At 66.1% G+C, this 19,675-nt stretch carries 13 protein-coding genes; 7 read left to right on the top strand and 6 right to left on the bottom strand.

The window, feature by feature from the left end; translation table 11 throughout:
• The 3 genes from NR810_RS02840 to NR810_RS02830 all read right to left on the bottom strand — a co-directional run bounded on the left by NR810_RS02840 (position 1) and on the right by NR810_RS02830 (position 3,536).
• Positions 1-987 (bottom strand): lytic polysaccharide monooxygenase, encoded by a 987-nt coding sequence (locus tag NR810_RS02840; RefSeq protein WP_257447303.1) that lies wholly within the window; start codon positions 985-987, stop codon positions 1-3.
• Positions 988-1,065: 78 nt separating this feature from the next.
• Positions 1,066-2,181 carry a LacI family DNA-binding transcriptional regulator gene (locus NR810_RS02835; protein WP_257447300.1) on the bottom strand — a complete coding sequence of 372 codons (1,116 nt, stop codon included), beginning with the start codon at positions 2,179-2,181 and terminating at the stop codon, positions 1,066-1,068.
• A 17-nt stretch (positions 2,182-2,198) separates the two neighbouring features.
• Positions 2,199-3,536, bottom strand: coding sequence for a GH1 family beta-glucosidase (locus NR810_RS02830; protein ID WP_257447297.1), 1,338 nt, complete (start codon positions 3,534-3,536; stop codon positions 2,199-2,201).
• Positions 3,537-3,761: 225 nt separating this feature from the next.
• Here NR810_RS02830 and NR810_RS02825 point away from each other — a divergent pair, with 225 nt between their 5' ends.
• The 7 genes from NR810_RS02825 (at position 3,762) to NR810_RS02795 (ending at position 15,719) form a co-directional block, all read left to right on the top strand.
• Complete coding sequence (locus tag NR810_RS02825) at positions 3,762-5,003, top strand: ABC transporter substrate-binding protein (RefSeq protein WP_257447294.1); 1,242 nt, start codon at positions 3,762-3,764, stop codon at positions 5,001-5,003.
• 86 nt (positions 5,004-5,089) lie between these two features.
• Entirely contained in the window at positions 5,090-6,037 is a 948-nt protein-coding gene (locus NR810_RS02820) for a carbohydrate ABC transporter permease (RefSeq protein ID WP_257447292.1), read from the top strand.
• Entirely contained in the window at positions 6,037-6,882 is an 846-nt protein-coding gene (locus tag NR810_RS02815) for a carbohydrate ABC transporter permease (protein ID WP_257447290.1), read from the top strand. Before NR810_RS02820 ends, NR810_RS02815 begins: the two co-directional genes overlap by 1 nt.
• Before the next feature lie 10 nt (positions 6,883-6,892).
• On the top strand, positions 6,893-7,978 hold the full coding sequence (locus NR810_RS02810; RefSeq protein ID WP_257447287.1) for an ABC transporter ATP-binding protein: 1,086 nt from the start codon (positions 6,893-6,895) through the stop codon (positions 7,976-7,978).
• A 622-nt stretch (positions 7,979-8,600) separates the two neighbouring features.
• Complete coding sequence (locus tag NR810_RS02805) at positions 8,601-11,249, top strand: glycoside hydrolase family 48 protein (RefSeq protein ID WP_257447763.1); 2,649 nt, start codon at positions 8,601-8,603, stop codon at positions 11,247-11,249.
• A 133-nt stretch (positions 11,250-11,382) separates the two neighbouring features.
• Positions 11,383-14,385 carry a glycoside hydrolase family 9 protein gene (locus NR810_RS02800; RefSeq protein WP_257447285.1) on the top strand — a complete coding sequence of 1,001 codons (3,003 nt, stop codon included), beginning with the start codon at positions 11,383-11,385 and terminating at the stop codon, positions 14,383-14,385.
• A 20-nt stretch (positions 14,386-14,405) separates the two neighbouring features.
• Positions 14,406-15,719 carry a lytic polysaccharide monooxygenase gene (locus tag NR810_RS02795; protein ID WP_257447283.1) on the top strand — a complete coding sequence of 438 codons (1,314 nt, stop codon included), beginning with the start codon at positions 14,406-14,408 and terminating at the stop codon, positions 15,717-15,719.
• A 96-nt stretch (positions 15,720-15,815) separates the two neighbouring features.
• Here the strand turns inward: NR810_RS02795 and NR810_RS02790 are convergent, their stop codons facing one another.
• Genes NR810_RS02790 through NR810_RS02780 form a run of 3 tightly spaced genes read right to left on the bottom strand, consistent with a single transcriptional unit; the run spans position 15,816 to position 19,415 of the window.
• Positions 15,816-17,363, bottom strand: a complete 1,548-nt coding sequence (locus NR810_RS02790; protein WP_257447281.1) for a hypothetical protein — start codon at positions 17,361-17,363, stop codon at positions 15,816-15,818.
• An 11-nt stretch (positions 17,364-17,374) separates the two neighbouring features.
• Positions 17,375-18,064: a hypothetical protein gene (locus tag NR810_RS02785; RefSeq protein ID WP_257447278.1), complete on the bottom strand. Its 690-nt coding sequence runs from the start codon at positions 18,062-18,064 to the stop codon at positions 17,375-17,377.
• Positions 18,054-19,415 carry a hypothetical protein gene (locus NR810_RS02780; protein WP_257447276.1) on the bottom strand — a complete coding sequence of 454 codons (1,362 nt, stop codon included), beginning with the start codon at positions 19,413-19,415 and terminating at the stop codon, positions 18,054-18,056. The genes NR810_RS02785 and NR810_RS02780 overlap by 11 nt, the downstream gene beginning before the upstream one ends.
• Positions 19,416-19,675 lie beyond the last annotated feature (260 nt).

Below are 19,675 nucleotides of genomic sequence, written 5' to 3'. Positions count from 1 at the left end.
CTACTTGGAGGACGCCTCGTCGGCCGCTGGCTTCTGGATGTCAATCTGGAAGGTGTATCCAGAATCCAGGCCGTAGACGCTGTTGCCCTGGCGGTTCCCGATGGGAGCGATCTCCCCGGAGGGCTGAAGCGCCCCGAGCCTGACGTGGGTGGAGCTCGCGTTCACCCGCTCGGCGAGCCGGACGAGCCAGTCCGCCGCCGGGGCCGCGCGATCCAACACGAGGGGATGGGTCTCCGCGTCCCTGCCGGCGCTGTCGAACAGGCGGAAGGTCACCGTGCTGCCGGCGGGCAGGTCCGTCCGGGCCTGCACCTGGCCGAGCTCCTTCCACGAGGAGGCCAGGGCGGCGGCCGCGGTGCCGAGCTTGACGTCCACGCAGGCGTAGAACGCCTCGGGGCTGTCCGAGCGCTGCCAGATGGCATAGATGACGTGGGAACCCGTCCGCCCTTGAGGGAAGGGGCAGGTCAGCCGGTAGCGGTTGTTCACGGCCGTGGCGCTCCTCACCGTGCAGAAAGGAGTCGCCTCCAGGTCCGACCACTTCAGCGGCAGCGCGGGGTTGTAGCCCGGCCGGGTCACATAGAGCTGGAAGTAATTGGTGGCGTGGACCGCGGTCGCATGGAAGACGAACTCGAAGTTGCCGCTGGCATTGGGGGCGATCTGCGTCGCCTTCCAATCCGTCCGGGCCAGGTCGAGGGCCTTGTGGCTCTCGTTGGCCGCGCTGCACAGCTTCCCGTCCGGGATGAGCGCACGGTGTTGCCCATTGGCGTTCCCCTGCCTCACTCCGTTCCAATCATAGAAGGCCTGCGTGCCATGGGCCTGGATGGCGGCCTTGCACGCGGCGGACTGGGGGTTCTCCGGCCCTTCCTTGTAGCAGTTGTAGACGCGGCTGATGGGCACCTCCATGGAGCCATGCGCCAGGGCCATGCCGGCGGACAACAGGGACGGCACTGCGAGACACGTCGCGAGGGTCTTCCGGGTCGATGGGGACATTCTTTCTTCCTCCGGCCCGTACTGAGCCCACGGAGGAAGAATTCGGGTCATCGGAAGACGCGCCGGAATCCGCCACCCTCAAGTCGGCGGTAGTATTCGGGCGGGATCGAATTCTTCCTGTGTGCGGAACAGCCGCAGATCCTCGATCCGCACATAGGGCAGAACCGTCTGCAGGTTCGCCGCGGGCTCGCCGTTCAAGAGCGCGATCAAATGCCTGGCCAGTACGGCACCGACGCGCCGCTGCGGCTGGTAGTAGTAGATGATGCGCTGTTCGGAGAGCGTGAGGAACGGCATGCCGCCGAAGCCGACGACGCTCACCCCGTCCCTGGCGGCGTTCATCCCGCTTTCGATCAACGCCTCCAGCACGCCCATGATGGACATCTGGTTTCCACAGACGATCGCGGTGATCGAGCGATCCCGCTGCAGGAACTGTTTCGTGGTCTCGCGGGTGGCCCGGACCGACAGGTCGCCGTGGAACACCAGGGACTCGTCCCTGGGCAGTCCCGCTTCGACCAGGGCCCGTTGATAGCCGCGCAACCTCATGCCGGCGTAGGTGAACCCCCCGGACGGGTTGAGCATCAGGATCCGCCGATGCCCGTCGCGGGCCAGGCGCACGACCGCGTCGAAGACAGCGCTCTCGTCGTCATGGTCGACGAAGGCGTGCGGTGTCTGCAGCTCGGTCCGCCCGAAACTCACGAACGGAAACCCCTTCTCCAGGCAGAACCTGGCCCGTTCGTCCATGGGGGTGGTGCGGGAGAAGACGACGGCGTCGGCGAGCCGTTGCGCGTACACCCTGCGGATCGGATCCAGCGGCGCCTGCTGGGCGGTCTGCGCCAGGACGATCAGGTTGTAGCCCGAGGTCTCGATGCCATTGGACAGGCTCTCGACCTGCGCCAGGAAGCCCGGCTCTCCGTAGTCACCCACCTCGGGCGCGTAGAGGATGGAGCACACCTTCAAGGTCCGGCCGGTCCGAAGGTGGATGCCGCTGATGTTCGGCATGTAGCCGAATTTGGCGGCGGCCTCCTTCACCCGCTCGATCGTCTCCGGCCTCACCTCGGGACCGTCCTTCAGCGCGCGCGAAACGGTGCTGATGGACAGTCCCAGATGTGCCGCCAACGTCCTGAGGTTCGCGGGAGCCGCAGGCTTCCCGTTGAGCCCTTCGCCTTCCTGGCGCTTACGTCGTTTGGTGCTCACGTCATTCCGGCCTGGGTTCAGACGCCTGGCAAAGCGTTGGTGGCAATCACTTTCCGCATGAAGTCGAAGGAAGCCTTCGGCGTCCGCTTCTGTGTCTGGTAGTCCACATGAACGAGACCGAAGCGCTTGCTGTAGCCGCGCGCCCATTCGAAGTTGTCGAGCAGAGACCAGGGCATGAATCCACGGACGTCCGCCCCCTCCGAAATCGCGCGCTGCACTCCAGCGAGATAGTCGCGGTAATAAGCGATGCGGTCTTGATCGTCAACCCGGCCATCCGGCCCGACCACGTCGACGAATGCACCGCCGTTCTCGGTCACGTAGACGGGCGGGTTGCCACAGCGAGCCTTGACGATCATGAGCGCCTCATAGAAGGCATGGCCGTCGATGGCCCAGTTCATCTCGGTCCGGCGGAAGAAGAACGGCGGATCCGAGTGCTCGAACGGCCAGGCGCCCTGCGTCGCGGTTCTGACGTAGCTCGGGAAGTAGTGGTTGACGCCCAGGAAATCGATCGGCCGGTGGATCTCCGCGAGGTCTCCGTCGCGCACGTGCTCGGCGAACCGCTCCGCGACCGAGGCGGGGTAGCGGCCGTGATAGATGGGATCGAGGAAGGCGCCGTTCCACTTGTCCTCGAAGAGTGCCGGCAGGTGGCCATCGCGCTCCTTGAACTGCGGCAGTGGCCGGGCCTTGTGGATCGGGAGCACCACACCGACGCCGGTGCGGGGTGCCAGGTCCCGTAGCACCGCGACGGCCCGCCCATGCGCCAGGTTGAGATGGTGCGCGGCGCGAACGGCGGCGCGTGGATCGGTCAGCCCTGGTGCATGGCGCCCCTCCTCATGACCGACCCAGGCCGAGACGCTCGGCTCGTTGAAGGTCACCCAGTTCTCGACACGGTCGCCGAGCCGCCGGGCCATGAGGGCCGCGTACTCCGCGAACCAACTGGCGATGTCTCGATTCGTCCAGCCACCCCGGTCCTGCAGCGCCTGCGGCAAATCCCAGTGATACAGGCACGGCCAGGCGCGCATACCGCGCTCGAGCAGGCTGTCGACAATGCGGTCGTAGAAATCGAGTCCCTTGGTATTGATGGCACCGACGCCCTCTGGAATCACCCGCGGCCACATGATGGAGAAGCGGTAGACCTTCGCGCCCAGGTCGCGCATCAGGTCGAGGTCCTCGGCGTAGCGGTGATAGTGGTCGCAGGCCACCTCTCCGGTGTCACCGTTGGCGACCTTGCCGGGGTTCGCGCAGTAGGTGTCCCAGATACTCCGTCCCCGCCCGTCGTCCGGGGCGCCTCCTTCGATCTGGTAGCTGGAAGTCGAGACCCCCCACAGAAAGCCTTCGGGAAAACGAATCGTCATTTCCGGAGCTCCTCCTCAACATGTCTTGCCGCACCGCGGCATTTCCTTGTCGCACCGCGTCGCTGTCTTTCTCAGGCAATCGTAACGTTGTCATTCTACATTTTCGACCTATTATTTCAGCGTCTCCGACGCATGAACGCCATTGACTGCGGCCCGGGTCTGTGGGACCAATCAGCGAATCGTAACGTTACGATTTTTAGTCATCGATCAACGGGGAGGATCGTAATGAGAGCGCTCAAGAGTTCGGCGGATGTGGTGGTGGCCTTGCTGATCGGTGTGTCCTCGGTGGCCCAGGCCCAGACGGCGGAAGTGTTGCACTGGTGGACGTCTGGCGGTGAGTCGGCCGCGCTGGACAAGGTGCGCTCTGCCTATGCCGCCAAGGGCGGCACCTGGAAGGACACGCCGGTGGCCGGTGGCTCCAATGCGCGCGCCGCCGTCGTCAATCGCATGATCGGCGGCAAGCCGCCCACCGCCTTCATGTTCTCGATTGGCAAACAGCTCGACGAGCTGGCGGAGCAGGGGATGGTCGGAGACGTCAACGACGCGGCCACCGCTGGCAAGTGGGACGCCGTGCTGCCGCCCCTGATCGCCAAGGCCTCCAAGTACGAGGGCAAGTACATCGCCGCGCCGGTGAACATCCACGGTGAGAACTGGATGTTCTACAACACCGCCGTCCTCAAGAAGGCCAAGGTCGAGGTGCCCAAGACGTGGCCGGAGTTCATCACGGCCGCCAAGACGCTCAAGGCCGCGGGAGTTACCCCGATCGCGCTCGGTGGCGAGCCGTGGCAGGAGCGGATCCTCTTCAACTCCGTCCTGCTGGGGGTTGGTGGCCGCGACCACTACCTCAAGGTCTACAGCCAGCTGGACGAGGCCGCGATGAAGTCCGACACCATGCTCGAGGTCTTCAAGACGGTCGCGGCGCTGCGCGAGTTCGTCGACGAGGGCAGCCCGGGCCGTAAGTGGAACCTCGCGGCCAACATGATGATGAAGGGCACGGCGGCCTTCTACTTCATGGGCGATTGGGCCAAGGGTGAGCTGGTGGCGGCGGGGATCGAGCCTGGAACGAGCGTCGGCTGCGCGCTCGCCCCGGCCAAGGACAAGGGCTACATCATGACCGTCGACGCGTTCGCCTTCGCCAAGGTGAAGGACAAGGCGAGCCTCGATGCCCAGAAGCTGATGGCCAACGTCATCATGGACCCGGCGGTCCAGATCGCCTTCAACAAGCGCAAGGGCTCCATCCCCGTCCGCACCGACGTGAACGACCCGTCCTTCGACGTCTGCGCGAAGCTGGCGATCGAGACGCTCAAGGACCCGAAGGCCCAGCTCGCGAGCTCCGGCCTGTTCGGCCTGCCCAGCTCGGTGTCCGGCGCCATCGATGATGCCATCTCGCACTTCTGGAACAACCGGTCGATGACGCCCGAGCAGGGGCGCGCGCACTTCATGAAGGCGATTGCCGACACGAAGTAAGGCCGTGTCACGGGGGGGAGGCTCACACGCTCCCCCCAGCCGCGTTTCCTCCTCCTCCCCGGCATTCACGGCACCAGGACCCCTTCATGATGAACGCACAACAGCCGCCGTCCGCGGTGACCCTGCCGCGCGCGGTGGCACCGCCCGCTGGAAAGCGCCGTTGGTTGTCCGCCAGCACGGCGGCGAAGATCGCGCTCGCTCCGGCGGCGATCATCACGGTTGTCTGCTTCTACGCCTTCGTCGGCTGGACGGTCGTCATCTCCATGACGCGTTCGCGGCTGCTGCCTGTCTACAAATTCGTCGGGTTGGACCAGTACAAGCGTCTGTTCACCAATGAGCGTTGGTGGACGTCCATGGAGAACCTGGCCATCCATGGCACGCTGTTCATCCTGGGCTGCACGCTGATCGGCTATGCGCTCGCCCTCCTGCTCGACCGGGCGACCCGCGGGGAGAGCTTCTTCCGCACCGTGTTCATGCTGCCGCTGTCGATGTCCTTCATCGTCACCGGCACCATCTGGCAGTGGCTGCTCAACCCGACGCTCGGCATCCAGGACGCGGTGCGGGATCTGGGCTGGACGGAGTTCGTCTTCAACTGGATCGTCCGGCCGGACCGGGCCATCTACACGCTGGCCATCGCGGGGGTCTGGCAGCAGGTCGGGCTGTGCATGGCGCTCTTCCTCGCCGGCCTGCGCGGCATCGATCCCAACATCTGGAAGGCGACGCGGGTGGACGGCATCCCCACCTGGCGCGTCTACACCGACATCATCACCCCGATGCTCAGGCCGGTGTTCTTCTCCGTGTTCGTCCTGCTGTCGGCGCTGGTCCTCAAGTCCTTCGACCTCGTCGTGGCACTGACCGGCGGCGGTCCCGGCTTCTCCTCCGACCTGCCGGCGCGCTTCGTCGTCGATCACATCCTCAACCGCCAGGAGCTGGGATTGGGCGCCGCCGGTGCCTTCATGATGCTCTGCACCATCGCGGCGGTGATCGCCCCCTACCTCTATGCCGAGCTGCGGGCACCGCGGAAGGAGGCGTGATGCGCTACCAGCGATTCATCCTCTACCTGCTGCTGACCTCCGCCGCGCTGGCGATGCTGGCGCCGCTCTTCTTCATGGTCTCGACCTCGCTCAAGCCGATGGACGAGATCCGCGACGGGAGCCTGTTCGCGCTACCCCATGCCCCGACGCTGGCCGCCTGGGGCAAGGCCTGGGGCAGCGCCTGTATCGGTGCTTCCTGTGATGGCCTGTCGGGACAGTTCGCCAATTCCTTCCTGATCGTCATTCCGTCGCTCTTCCTGTCCGTGGCGCTGGGCTCGCTGACGGGCTACGCGCTCAGCCTGTGGCGCGTCCCCTATGCCAATTTCCTGTTCGGAGCGTTGCTCATCGGCCTCTTCATTCCGCCGCAGGTGACGCTCTACCCGATGATCATCCTGATGCGCGAGCTCGGCCTGTTCGGCTCGGTGCCCGGGCTGGTGCTGGTCCATCTGGTCTGGGGTCTGCCCTTCGTCACGCTGTTGTTCCGCAATTTCTTCCAGTCGGTGCCGAAGGATCTGCTCAAGGCCGCGCGGATCGACGGGGCCGGCTTCTACTCCATCTTCTGGTACGTGATGCTGCCGCTGTCGCTTCCGGTCTTCGCCGTCGCGATGATCCTGCAGTTCACCTACATCTGGAACGACTTCCTGCTGGGCCTGACCTTCAGCAGCCCGGAGAGCCAACCGGTGACCGTGGCGCTGAACAACCTGGTCGGCTCGCAGTTCGGCGAGCAGGAATACAACCTCAACATGGCCGCGACCATGCTGACGGCGCTGCCGACCGTGCTCGTCTATCTCTTCTCCGGCCGCCTCTTCGTCCGCGGTGTCGCGGCCGGCGCCGTCAAGGGCTGAGGACCTACCAATGCATGGCGTCAAACTCGAATCCGTTCGCAAGACCTATGGCTCGCTCGTCATCATCGACAAGCTCGATCTGCAGATCGAAGACGGTGAGTTCCTGGTGTTGCTGGGACCGTCGGGTTGCGGCAAGTCCACGCTGCTCAACATGATCGCGGGCCTCGAGCCGGTGACGAGCGGCCGCATCTGGATGGGCGGCCGGGACGTGACCCAGCTCGAGCCGGACGAGCGCGACATCGCGATGGTGTTCCAGTCCTATGCGCTCTATCCGAACATGACGGTGCGCAAGAACATCGGGTTCGGCCTCAAGATGCGCAAGGTTCCCGATGCGGAGATCGAGCGCAAGGTGGATGCCGCGGCGCGGCTGCTGCGCATCGAGCACCTGCTGGATCGCCGTCCGGCGAACCTGTCCGGCGGCCAGCAGCAGCGCGTGGCCATCGGGCGCGCGTTGGTGCGCGAGCCATCGGTCTTCCTGTTCGATGAGCCGCTCAGCAACCTCGACGCCAAGCTGCGCGCCGACATGCGCGTCGAGCTCAAGAAGCTGCATGAGCGGGTGGGCCGCACCATGGTCTACGTCACGCATGACCAGATCGAGGCGATGACGATGGCGACGCGCATCGTCGTGCTCGATCAGGGGCGGGTGCAGCAATGCGACAAGCCCGAGGTCATCTACGAGCGGCCCGCCAACCGCTTCGTCGCGTCCTTCGTCGGCGCGCCCACCATGAACTTCCTCGACGGCCGCCTGACGCGGAGCGGGGACGGCCTGGCGCTCGCCTGCCGCGACGCGGTCATCCCCCTGCCCGGGCTGGACGGTCCTTCGGAGCTGACGGAAGGCCGCCCCATCGTGCTCGGTCTCCGGCCCGAGCACGTCCTGACGGCCGAGAAGGGCGGGGCCGGCACCATCCAGGCCGTGCCGCTGATGTCGGAGCCGACCGGCCCCGACATGTTCGTGCGGATGGCGCTCGGCGGCAATGAGATCACCGCCCGCCTGTCCAGCGGAGAGAAGGTGGAGCGCAATGCGCCGCTGCCCATCCGCATCGACGGCCGGCGCGTCTCGCTGTTCTCTCCGGACAGCGGCGTGCGGTTGGCCTAGCGGTCCTACGTATCGCCACCAGGAGCGGCCTGGGCCAGGACAGGCCCGGCGCTCCGGTGATGGCCGCGTGCGAGGTCGATGGCGCCTCCGCCTCCTTCGCCGAAGCGGCTCGAAGTCCCCGAAACAATTCCTGTCAGGATCGCCGCCGGTCTCTTCCGGTGCGCTGTGCCAGCTCATTCGATGAGCTGTCTCAGCTCATGGGAGTTTGAGTTTGGCTCGCGGCTGTGAGGCCTTCACTTTTCCCATATATGTACATCAACCAGGAAAAGCTGTTTTCGTTTGCGTTCCTGGAAATGTTGGGGTATCAGAACAAGCAGATAGACACGAGGCGCGCCAGCAGCCCGTGTTCGCTTCCGTGATTCCGGCGCGCCGTGAATGCCTCCAGAACAGGTCTCGAGTTTCCCGACATCGTTTCAAGGGCCTGGCAGCTCCCGGTATTTGTCTTGTCGTGACATCGGGAAGTCCTGAAGTTTTCTCATACAAGGGGAGCGCGTTCCGTAGCGAGTGAAGGGCTGTCGCCGTTCAGCTTGTCGTGTGTCGTTCTGTCCTACCCCCCAAGGAGGAAGTGATGTCTTTCGCCTCACGTTCCGTCAAATCCGCAGTGACGAAAGCCCTTTGCTTGATGGTGGCGGTTGCCGCGCCCGCACAGGCCATTGCCGCCAACGCCAAACCCGCGCGCACCACGCTGGCCAAGGCCCTGGCTGGGGAATCTACCTATACGCAACGATTCCTCGAGCAATACAACAAGATCAAGGATCCGGCGAACGGGTACTTCAGCTCCAAGGGCGTGCCCTATCACTCCGTGGAGACGCTGATGGTCGAGGCTCCGGACCATGGGCACGAGACCACCTCGGAGGCCTACAGCTACTGGCTGTGGCTGGAGGCGGAGTATGGCCATGTGACGGGCGACTGGGCGCCCTTCAACGCCGCCTGGGCCAACATGGAGAAGTACATCATCCCGTCCCAGGCGGATCAGCCCACCAACCAGTTCTACCAGGCGAACAAGCCGGCCACGTATGCCGGGGAGTGGGATCTGCCGAGCCAGTATCCGTCCCCCCTGCGCTCGGATGTGGCGGTCGGCAATGATCCGATCGCGGGTGAGCTGCAGTCGACGTACGGCAACAGCAACATCTACGGCATGCACTGGTTGTTGGATGTCGACAACTGGTACGGGTACGGCCGCTGCGGAGATGGGACGACCTCTCCGTCGTACATCAACACCTTCCAGCGCGGCTCGCAGGAGTCGGTGTGGGAGACGGTGCCGCACCCCTCTTGTGACAACTTCGCCTGGGGCAAGTCGGGCCAGGGCTTCATGAGCCTCTTCACGGGAGACGCCAGCTACTCCCGCCAGTGGCGCTACACCAACGCGCCGGACGCGGATGCGCGCGCCGTGCAGGCGGCCTACTGGGCCCACATCTGGGCGAGGGAGCAGGGCAAGGAGGCGGAGGTGGCCGAGGTCGTCAAGAAGGCGGCCAAGATGGGTGACTACCTGCGCTACGCGATGTTCGACAAGTACTTCAAGCGCATCGGCCAGTGCATCGGCGAGACCGCGTGTCCCGCGGGCAGCGGCAAGAACAGCATGCACTACCTGCTGTCCTGGTACTACTCGTGGGGTGGTGCGGTGGACTCGAGCGCTGGCTGGGCCTGGCGCATCGGCTCGAGCCACAACCACTTCGGGTACCAGAACCCGATGGCGGCCTACGTCCTGAGCAACACGTCGTTCCTGCGGCCCCAGTCCGCGACCGGAGCGGCCGACTGGGCGACGAGCTTGCAGCGCCAGATCGAGTTCTACACGTGGCTGCAGTCGGCCGAGGGCGGCATCGCGGGTGGTGCCACCAACAGCTGGAACGGGCGCTACGGGCAGCCGACCAGCACGTCGACCTTCTACGGCATGTATTACGACTGGCAGCCCGTGTACCACGATCCGCCGAGCAACCAGTGGTTCGGCTTCCAGGCCTGGTCCGTGCAGCGCGTGGCGGAGTACTACTACGTCACGGGTGATGCCAAGGCCAAGAAGGTGCTCGACAAGTGGGTGGCCTGGGCCTCGCAGCACACGAAGCTCACCGCGGATGGCAAGTACCAGATTCCGAGCACCCTGCAGTGGTCGGGCGAGCCGGACACCTGGAATCCCACCAACCCGGGCACCAACAGCAACCTGCACGTGACGGTGGTGGACTACACCACCGACGTGGGTGTCGCCGCCGCCTACGCGCGCACGCTGGTGTTCTACGCCGCCAAGAGCGGCAACGTGGCCGCCAAGACCCTGGCCAAGGAACTGCTCGACCGGATGTGGGCGAACTACCAGACGCCGAAGGGCGTGGCCGTCCCCGAGAAGCGTGAGGACTACAAGCGCTTCGACGATGCCTACAACCCGACGACGGGCGACGGCGTCTACGTCCCGCCGGGCTGGTCCGGGACGAACGCCCAGGGCGCGGCGATCAACTCGAACTCGACGTTCATCAGCCTGCGTCCGAAGTACCAGCAGGATCCGGACTGGCCGAAGGTGCAGGCCTACCTGGCGGGCGGCCCGGTGCCCGAGTTCACCTACCACCGCTTCTGGGCCCAGGCGGACATCGCCATGGCCATGGCGGACTACGCCCGGCTGCTGGAGGGTGGCTCCACGTCGGCGTCCATCGTGGCCTCGTCGAGCGACCTCAGCGTGTCCGAGGGTGGCTCCGCGAGCTTCCAGGTGAGCCTGTCCGCGGCCCCGGCGAGCAACGTCACGGTCTCCATCACCAAGGCCTCCGGTGATGCGGATCTCTTCCTGTCCTCTCCGTCCACGCTGACCTTCACCCCGTCCAACTGGAGCGTGGGTCAGACCGTCACCATCGCGGCGGGCGAGGATGCGGACATGACCAACGGGACCGGGCAGTTCCGGCTGTCCGCGAGCGGTTACACGGCGGTGTCGGTCCACGCGACGGAGATCGACAATGACATCCCGCCTCCCGCCACCTGCTCGCTGACCGTGGATACCAGCAACGACTGGGGCTCCGGTCACGTCGGCCGCGGCATCCTGCAGAACCTGGGCACGCAGCCGATCTCGAACTGGAAGGTCAGCTGGACGGCCACCAACGACTTCACGCTGGCCAACTACTGGAACGGGGTCTTCACGAAGTCGGGCCGCTCGGTGGTGGTGACGCCGCAGGGCAACTCGACGATCCCCTCCAGCAGCAGCATCGAGTTCGGCTTCGTGGCGAACTACAGCGGGGCGAAGCCGGTGCCCAGCGGTGTGAGCGTGGAAGGCCAGAACTGCTCCATCATCGTCAAGTGAGTTGAACGCCGCCCGAGGGGGGTTCGCACCCTCGGGCGGCGTTTCTCATTCATGCGCGGCGGCGGGGTAGGGCGGCTCGCCACCGCGCCGTTTCCTTTTCCACCCAACAGCCATGAGAAGGAGCTACCCCAAGATGCGAAAGCATTTACTGGCGACTCCCGCCGCACTCCTGATGGGCTTCTCTTCTGTCGTGAGCCCGCTGGCCGTGCACGCGGAGACGTTCAACTACGCGGAGGCCCTGCAGAAATCCATCTGGTTCTACGAGGCCCAGCGGTCCGGCCCGTTGCCCGCCAACAACAGGGTGAGCTGGCGCGGAAACTCCGGCATGCAGGACGGTGCCGACGTGGGCAAGGATCTGACGGGCGGTTGGTACGACGCCGGCGATCACGTCAAGTTCGGCCTCCCCATGGCCTCCAGTGCGACCCTGCTGGCCTGGTCCGTCTATGAATATGGGGATGCGTACCAGCAGAGCGGGCAGATGGGTGCCATCCTGGACAACCTCCGCTGGGTCAATGACTACTTCATCAAGGCGCATACCGCTCCGAACGAGCTGTATGGCCAGGTGGGGGCCGGCGGTCCCGATCACGCCTGGTGGGGAGCGGCCGAGGTGATGCAGATGGCCCGGCCCGCCTTCAAGGTCGATGCCTCCTGTCCGGGCTCCGATCTCGCGGGTGAGACGGCCGCCGCCATGGCCGCCTCCGCCATCGTGTTCAGGGCGTCCGATCCGGCCTACTCGGCCACCCTGCTGACGCATGCCCGGCAGCTCTTCTCCTTCGCGGACACCTACAGGGGCAAGTACTCGGACTGCATCACGGACGCGAAGTCCTACTACAACTCCTGGAGCGGCTACTGGGACGAGCTGAGCTGGGCCGCCACCTGGCTCTATCTGGCCACCAACGAGAGCAGCTACCTGACCAAGGCCGAGGGCTACACCGCCAACTGGGGCAGCGAGGGACAGACGCCCTATTGGCCCTACAAGTGGACGCAGAACTGGGATGACAAGCGTTTCGGTGCCCAGCTCCTGCTCGCCCGCCTGACCGGGAAGGACATCTACAAGGCCTCCATGGAGAGGAACCTGGATTTCTGGACCACGGGCTTCAACAACGAGCGGGTCCGCTATACCCCTGGCGGACTGGCCTGGTTGGATCAGTGGGGCAGTCTCCGCTACACGGCGAACGCCTCGTTCCTGGCGTTCGTGTACTCGGACGACATCGCCGACAGCGATCCCTCCCGGTCCACGCGCTACCGCGACTTCGCCTCCCGGCAGATCCGCTACATGCTCGGGGAGAACCCCCGGAACTCGAGCTACGTGGTGGGCTTCGGGGTGAATCCTCCCCGCAACCCGCACCACCGCACCGCGCATGGCGCCTGGGCCGACTCCCTCTCCAGCCCCGCCGAGAGCCGGCACATCCTGTATGGCGCCCTGGTCGGCGGTCCGGATGCGTCGGATGCCTACGTGGACGACCGGACCAACTACGTCTCGAACGAGGTCGCCACGGACTACAACGCCGGCTTCACCGGCGCGCTGGCGAAGATGTACCTCCTCTACGGCGGTACGCCCGATCCCACCTTCCCCCAGCGGGAGGTGCCCAACACGGACGAGTTCTACGTGGAGGCTGGCATCAACGTGTCCGGCTCCAACTTCACGGAGATCCGGTCATTCGTTCATAACATCTCGGGTTGGCCCGCCCGTGTGGCCGACAAGCTCACCCTCCGGTACTTCGTCGACCTCTCCGAGGTCATCGCGGCCGGAGCTTCGCCCTCGCAGCTGGCTGTCACCATGAACTACAGCCAGGGCGCCAAGGTCCTGCCGCTCAAGCAGTGGTCCGGAAACATCTACTACGTCACGGTCGATTTCACCGGCACGCCCGTCTACCCCGGTGGACAGTCCGCGTACCGCAAGGAGGCCCAGTTCCGCATCGCCACTCCGGCGGGCATCCCCTGGAATCCGGCCAACGACCCGTCCTACAAGAACATCACCTCCACCGTGGCCAGGACTCCCTACATCCCGGTGTATGACAATGGTGTCCGGGTCTTCGGTTCCGAGCCCGGTCCCGTGTCGAACGACACGATTCCTCCCGCGCAGCCCGTCGGGTTGCTGGCCTCCGCGGCCAATCCGACGCGGATCGACCTCCGCTGGAGCGCGAACACCGAGGCGGATCTGGCGGGCTACAATGTCTATCGCTCCACGACCAGCGGCTTCACGCCCTCCGCCTCCAACCGGATCGCCACCGGCGTGACTGGAAACACCTACGCCGACTCGGGTTTGAGCGCCTCGACCACCTACTATTACAAGCTCGCCGCCGTCGACACCTCCGGCAACGAGTCCTCCGCGTCCACGCAGGCCTCCGCGACCACCTCCGCCCCGGACAGCACGCCGCCGGCCGCTCCCGCGGGCCTGAAGGCCACCTCGGCCAGCTCCAGCCAGATCAACCTGACCTGGACCGCCAGCACCGAGGCCGATCTGAAGGGCTACAATGTCTATCGTTCCACGACCAGCGGCTTCACGCCCTCCGCCTCCAACCGGATCGCCAGCGGTGTCACCACGGCCTCCTACGCCAGCACCGGACTGACCGCCTCGACCACCTACTATTTCAAGCTCACGGCGGTCGACACGTCCGGCAACGAGTCCCTCGCATCCGCGGAGTCCTCCGCGACCACGCAGCAGGCGCCCGCGTCCAGCCTCTCGATCCTGTACCGCGACGCCGATGCCAACTCGCCGGCCAACAACCAGATCAGACCGCACCTCAAGATCGCCAATGGAGGAACGGCCAGCGTTCCCGCCAGCGAGTTGAAGGTCCGCTACTACTTCACGCCGGACTCCGGGGAGTCGATCCAGGTCGCGTGTGACTACGCCAACCTGGGCTGCGCCAACATCACCTCCACCGTGGTGGCCCTGTCCGCGCCGAAGGCGGGCGCCACGCATTACGTCGAGATCGGCTTCACCGCTGGAGCTGGCTCGATCGCCGCCGGCCGCGACACGGGCGAAATCCAGATCCGCTTCAACAAGAGCAACTGGTCCAACTTCGACGAGACGAATGACTACTCGTTCGATCCCACCAAGACCTCGTTCACCCCCTGGAGCAAGGTGACCGCGTTCCGCAGCGGCATCCTGGTCTGGGGCGACGAGCCGTGAACCCCAAAGGAGACAAAGCCATGAGAAAGCAAAACGATCCTGCCTTCCGCGCTGCTGTCCTGGGTGTGACCACTCTCGGTGCGATGCTCGCGCCACTCGACGCGGCGTTCGCCCACGGCGGAATGACCTACCCCGCGACCCGGACCTATGCCTGCTACGTGGATGGCAAGGCCGGAGGGCAGGGCGGTGACCTGCATCCCACCAACCCCGCCTGCGTGGCCGCCGTGGCCGAGGGCGGCAAGAATCCGCTCTGGAACTGGTTCGGGAACCTGATCAGCAACGCCGCCGGCCGGCACCGGGAGATCATCCCGGATGGCAAGCTGTGCGGACCCACTGCGCTCTTCGACGCCTACAACATGGCGCACGATGAGTGGCCCACGACCTCCCTGCAGGCCGGTTCCTCCATCACCATCCGGTACAACGCCTGGGCGCCGCACCCTGGCACCTGGTACCAGTACGTGACCAAGGACGGGTGGGATCCGAGCCAGCCCCTGAAGTGGTCCGACCTGGAGCCGGTCCCCTTCGACACGGTCACCAACCCGCCCATCAACGGCACCGGTCCGGAGGGCCCCGAGTACACGTGGACCGCGCAGTTGCCGGCCAACAAGAGCGGCCGCCACATCATCTATTCGATCTGGCAGCGCTCGGACAGCCCGGAGGCCTTCTACAACTGCTCCGACGTGGTCTTCGACGGTGGGAGCCAGCAGCCGGACGCCGAGGCGCCCACCACGCCCGGCACGCCGGCCGTCAGCGGCGTGACGGGCACGACCGCCCAGCTGGCCTGGTCCGCCTCGAGGGACAACGTGGGAGTGACCGGCTACGAGGTGTACCGGCAGACCAGCAGCGGCGCCGAGCTGGTGGCCTCGCTCGCGGGCAACACCACTCGTCTCACGGGCCTCACGCCCTCGACGACGTACACCTACTACGTGGTCGCCCGTGACGCCGCGGGCAACCGCTCCAACGCCTCGGCGGCGGTCACGTTCACCACGAGCGAGACCCCGCCCGCCGGCGACTGCAAGGTCGAGTACAGCGAGCCCAACAAGTGGCACGGCGGCTTCACCGGCAACGTGACGATCACCAACACCGGGACCAGCACCATCTCCGGCTGGAAGCTGCTGTGGGACTACACCGGCGGCCAGACGGTCACCAACGGCTGGAGCGCGAAGGTCTCCCAGCAGGGCACCACGGTGACCGCCGAGAACGAGGCGTGGACCGGCACCATCCCGCCGAACGGCTCGGTCACGTTCGGGTTCAACGCGAACGCACCGGCGGCCCACCACCTGCCGGTTCCGTCCGCCTTCACCCTCAACGGGACCCTCTGCACCACCCCGTAAGGGTCACGTTCCGGGGTGGGTGCGCCGAGGCGTACCCACCCCGATGACGCGGTTCTCCGGGACCCGGTACATCCCCGGGTCCCGGAAGGCTCCGGCTCAGGTGCGCACGAAGGCGCTCGCGTCGGGGAGCCCGCTTCCGGAGGTATCCACGCCCATGGCCGTCAGGATGCCCGAGAAGATGTGGGGCTCGTTGGACTCCACGTTGCCGGGCTGTGGCTCGCCGGTGCGCGGGTCGAAACCGTAGGTCAGCGCGGTGCTCGGGTCGATTCCTCCCAGCACCCTGTTGCCCTTGAGCATCGGCGAGAGCATCAGGAAGCCGTTGTTGAGGTCATGCCCCGAGCTGAACTCCGTGGCGTCGTTGGGCCGCGTGCGCGTGCGCCCGAACTCGGTCGCCACGTAGATCAACGTACGGTCCCACATGCTCTCGCCGGTCGCCTCGTCGAAGGGCTCCGTCCCGAGCAGGTCGATGAGCTTGTCCACCACACCCATCACCCGCGCCCACATGAAGGCCTGGGCCGCGCGGTGCTCGGTGTGGCTGAAGTCGAAGGCCAGCGGCGGGTTGTTGATCCGGTTCCTGCCCAACGCCACGTTGAACGTCGGACCCAGCGTCACCGTCACCGACACCCGGTTCTTGAGGAGCAGGAACGCCAGCGCGGCCTGTGCCTCGATGGGATCGGTCATGTAGTCCGGGAAGGCCGCGCGCAGCCGCTCCCCATCGGGGGAGCTCGACAGGCCGTACTCCGAGAGCGGCATCGTCGGCGGCTGGTCGGGCAGGATGTTGAGGCGGTTGATCAGATCCTGCGTCTCCAACGCCGGCTGTCCCACGATGCGCTGCTCGTTCCACCGCTGGAGCGCCGTGGCGTTCTCGAAGGTCTGCCCGAAGACGGACCGGCCATCGAGCGTGTTGCGCGCGCGCCGGGCCATCTCCAACACGTCCCGTGGGGGCGCGTCCTTGATGCCCTTGCTGCCATCGAGGCCCAGCGGCCAGAGCGAGGCGTTGGTCACCACCTCACCGAAGCAGTACGCGGGCAGGGAGTCGTCGGTGCCACGCTCGGAGTAGCCGCTCATCGCCATGTTCACGTTGGGGATGGGGAAGCCCGCACCGTACTGCAGGGCCACGCACTCCTGCAGCGTGCGGCCACGCCAGGCCGCGTTGCCGGTGAGGGCCCGCTTCTGCGCGATGACGTGGTTCACCGAGGTGCCCACCGTGGTGGCCACCAGCATCGAGTCCTTGTGCTTGCGCACGAAGGGCAGCTGATCCGTGTTCACCGGCATGGGGATGTTGCCCAGCCGGGGACTGCTCACCTTCACGGCGCGGAACGGGGAGTTCTCCACGCTCTGCACCTGCGCGTCGGCGAAGGTGTTGAGCTTCGCGGCGTTGGCGCCCGCCTCCGAGGCGCGCACCGCCAGGAAGCTGTCGACGATGGAGGCACCTCCCGCGGCGCCAATCACGATGAGGAAGCGGGGTTTGGTGTCGAGCTTGTCGCGGCGCACGCCCCCGCGCCGCTCGAGCGCCTCGGGGGTGTCCAGTGAGTCGCGGCAGCTCGTCAGCAGGGATCCCATCGTCGCGGAGCCCGCCGCGCACAGCGACAGTGCCTTCAACATCTCCCGGCGTGAAAGCCGTCCATTCTTGCGGAGTGACATGGTGGTTACCTTTAGAAGAAGACGGACTCGGCGGAGGACAGGACGACGAAACAGGCTGCCTTCATCCAGTCGCGGCCAGGGGTCTGGCTGCTCGAGCCCTCGATGTCGGCGGCCAGCTTCAACAGCGTGTCCACCTCGGCCTCCGAGGGATCACGTAGCTGGGCTCGCTGATAGAGCGCGGTGATGGCGTTCCTCACCGGCGCGCCCTCCCGGTTCGACAAGCGCCCCTGGGAATCGAGCTCGATGCCCCCGAAGACGACGGCCTCCGCGGGCGTGGTGACGTCGAGCGTGACGCGCCGGACGCAGGCCGCCAGCGCCACGCGGTCCACGGCGATGGGCGTGGTCGCACCGGTGTAGGGCAGGGGCTCGTAGAAGCCAAGGCCGTAGGGATCCACGCCACCCAGTGCCACGGTGTGCACGGAGGTGGTGCAGGGATACAGGCCCAGCTCGTTGCACACCTGCTCGGGCGGCAGCGACAGCGCCACCGCGAAGTCGAGCGTCAGCCGCTCCGGCCCCTTGAAGCGCAGGTTGTTGCGCTTGGAGCGCGCAACGTCCCCCTGGGGGCCCGGGCCGGCGTCGGGCTGCCCGGCATCGACGGGCGGTGGCGTGCCAGCGTCTTCTCCACCCGAGGGAGAGGGCTTGCAGGCGGCGAGCGCGCAGGCGGCGGACAGGAGCAATACGCGAAGGGAATCAGGGCGCACCGTAGGCCTCCGTGCGGATCAGATCGTGGAGCATGCGCTGCACGCTGTAGTTGTGTGTGCCCTTGAAGCGACGCCAGGTGGCGACGAACTCGGCGTTCTCCTCGGGTGTCGGGGGGTGGCCCACGAGCAGCTTCCAGTAGTCGGTGACGGCGGCGATGGCGAAGGCGTCGCTGTTGGCGCCCACCTGGGCCCACTCCACCAGATCCTTCACCGGCTGGCCGAAGAGGTAGCCGGCCTCGGGCGTCTGGGTGATGTTCGGAGCGACGTCAGGGAAGTACGTCTCCAGGCGGTTGGGGATGTAGCGCGCCGACGTGTTGAAGGCCGTGAGGGACAGGCCCTGATAGTTGCGGAAGGGGTAGCTCAGCGGGTCGAGCGTCGCGTGGCAGGCCGCGCAGGCCGGCGCCGTCACGCCCTTGGCATCGTAGTCGCGGGGCTCGTCCGGGATGCTGAAGAGGCCCTCCTGCTTGGCGATGTCGTAGCCCAGGTACCCGCGGTACGCCTGCGAGGCCGCGTTGCGTGGGAGCGCGGTGAACATCACGAAGTAGATGAGGCTCCAGGAGGAGGTGATGTTGCCCGCGCGGTGCGCCTCGTCGACGTACTGCGACGGCAGCGACGTCTCCTTCGTGTAGCGCGTGGGATTGGTCTCCCGGCGCACATAGTACTTCGCCGTCATCACATCGCGCGCGTCGTGGTCGTCCAGCTGCGCGTAGGCGTAGAGCGCGTAGTCGTCATAGTAGTCGGCGAGGGGAATGGCTCCCTTGTCCTCGCCGGACTTGAGCGAGCCCACCGGGCGGATCTTCGGGTGCGCCAGCTTCCACAGCTGCCCGTTCTTTCCACGCCAGAACTCGCTCTGGGTGCACCGGTCCAGCTCGGCGTCGAGCTTCGCGCGCTGCTCGTCCGCGCTCAGCGCGGCGAAGGCCTTGAGCTGCGCATAGGTGGGTGACAGTCCGCAGAAGTCGAGCAGCACGCGCTTGTACGCGAAGCGCGCGTCGTAGCGGCACACGTCGTACTGGGCGTTGGTGCCACCCGAGCAGCCGCCCGTCTCCGCCGGCACGCTCCGGGGATCGGCCGGCAGGGTTCCTTTCTGGAACTCCACGAGGTTCGTCACGCCATCGCCGTCGGAGTCCAATGCCTCCACGGCCCTCAGTGCCGTGGGCAGCGCGGCCGCGAAATCATTGTCTGACAGCGGGCGTGGCGCACCGGGTGCCAGCTCGGATGCCACCGCGGCGCCGAAGTCGTTCCGCTGTGGCGGCGCGACGTGACAGTAGGTGCAGGCCGGTTGCTGCCCGGTGCACGCGGGTGCGGATGGATAGGTGTTGCAGAACACGCCGCCCGCCGGAGGTTTGGCCAAAGCCTCCCCCGATAGCCCCAACAGGCAGAGAGCGGCCCCTAGTAAGAGTCGTCGAAGCACAGCGCTCCTCGTGAGTGGTGAACATCCGGGGTGGAGTGGAAACACTCCAACCCCGGTTAGGTGAAAAACCCGGAACTGATTCTGCAATAAGTCAGTCAATCCGTCACGTGCCGAACTTCCAGATTGCGCACGTCTTGGTTTCTTGAAATCTACTGTCTGACATTGGGGCGCGATTCTTGCTGTCGTCTTGGATTACCTGG

Origin of the sequence: Archangium lipolyticum, from assembly GCF_024623785.1 — a bacterium.
Taxonomy (GTDB): Bacteria; Myxococcota; Myxococcia; order Myxococcales; family Myxococcaceae; genus Archangium; species Archangium lipolyticum.
The sequence above is the reverse complement of the archived record's forward strand: the minus strand, read 5'-3'. Positions and strand labels throughout refer to the sequence as shown.

Excerpts from the sequence above, each read along its gene's own strand:
- NR810_RS02840 (WP_257447303.1), bottom strand. The coding sequence starts at position 987 with ATGTCCCCATCGACCCGGAAGACCCTCGCGACGTGTCTCGCAGTGCCG.
- NR810_RS02830 (WP_257447297.1), bottom strand. The coding sequence starts at position 3,536 with ATGACGATTCGTTTTCCCGAAGGCTTTCTGTGGGGGGTCTCGACTTCC.
- NR810_RS02825 (WP_257447294.1), top strand. The coding sequence starts at position 3,762 with ATGAGAGCGCTCAAGAGTTCGGCGGATGTGGTGGTGGCCTTGCTGATC.
- NR810_RS02820 (WP_257447292.1), top strand. The coding sequence starts at position 5,090 with ATGATGAACGCACAACAGCCGCCGTCCGCGGTGACCCTGCCGCGCGCG.
- NR810_RS02815 (WP_257447290.1), top strand. The coding sequence starts at position 6,037 with ATGCGCTACCAGCGATTCATCCTCTACCTGCTGCTGACCTCCGCCGCG.
- NR810_RS02810 (WP_257447287.1), top strand. The coding sequence starts at position 6,893 with ATGCATGGCGTCAAACTCGAATCCGTTCGCAAGACCTATGGCTCGCTC.
- NR810_RS02805 (WP_257447763.1), top strand. The coding sequence starts at position 8,601 with ATGGTGGCGGTTGCCGCGCCCGCACAGGCCATTGCCGCCAACGCCAAA.
- NR810_RS02800 (WP_257447285.1), top strand. The coding sequence starts at position 11,383 with ATGCGAAAGCATTTACTGGCGACTCCCGCCGCACTCCTGATGGGCTTC.
- NR810_RS02795 (WP_257447283.1), top strand. The coding sequence starts at position 14,406 with ATGAGAAAGCAAAACGATCCTGCCTTCCGCGCTGCTGTCCTGGGTGTG.
- NR810_RS02790 (WP_257447281.1), bottom strand. The coding sequence starts at position 17,363 with ATGTCACTCCGCAAGAATGGACGGCTTTCACGCCGGGAGATGTTGAAG.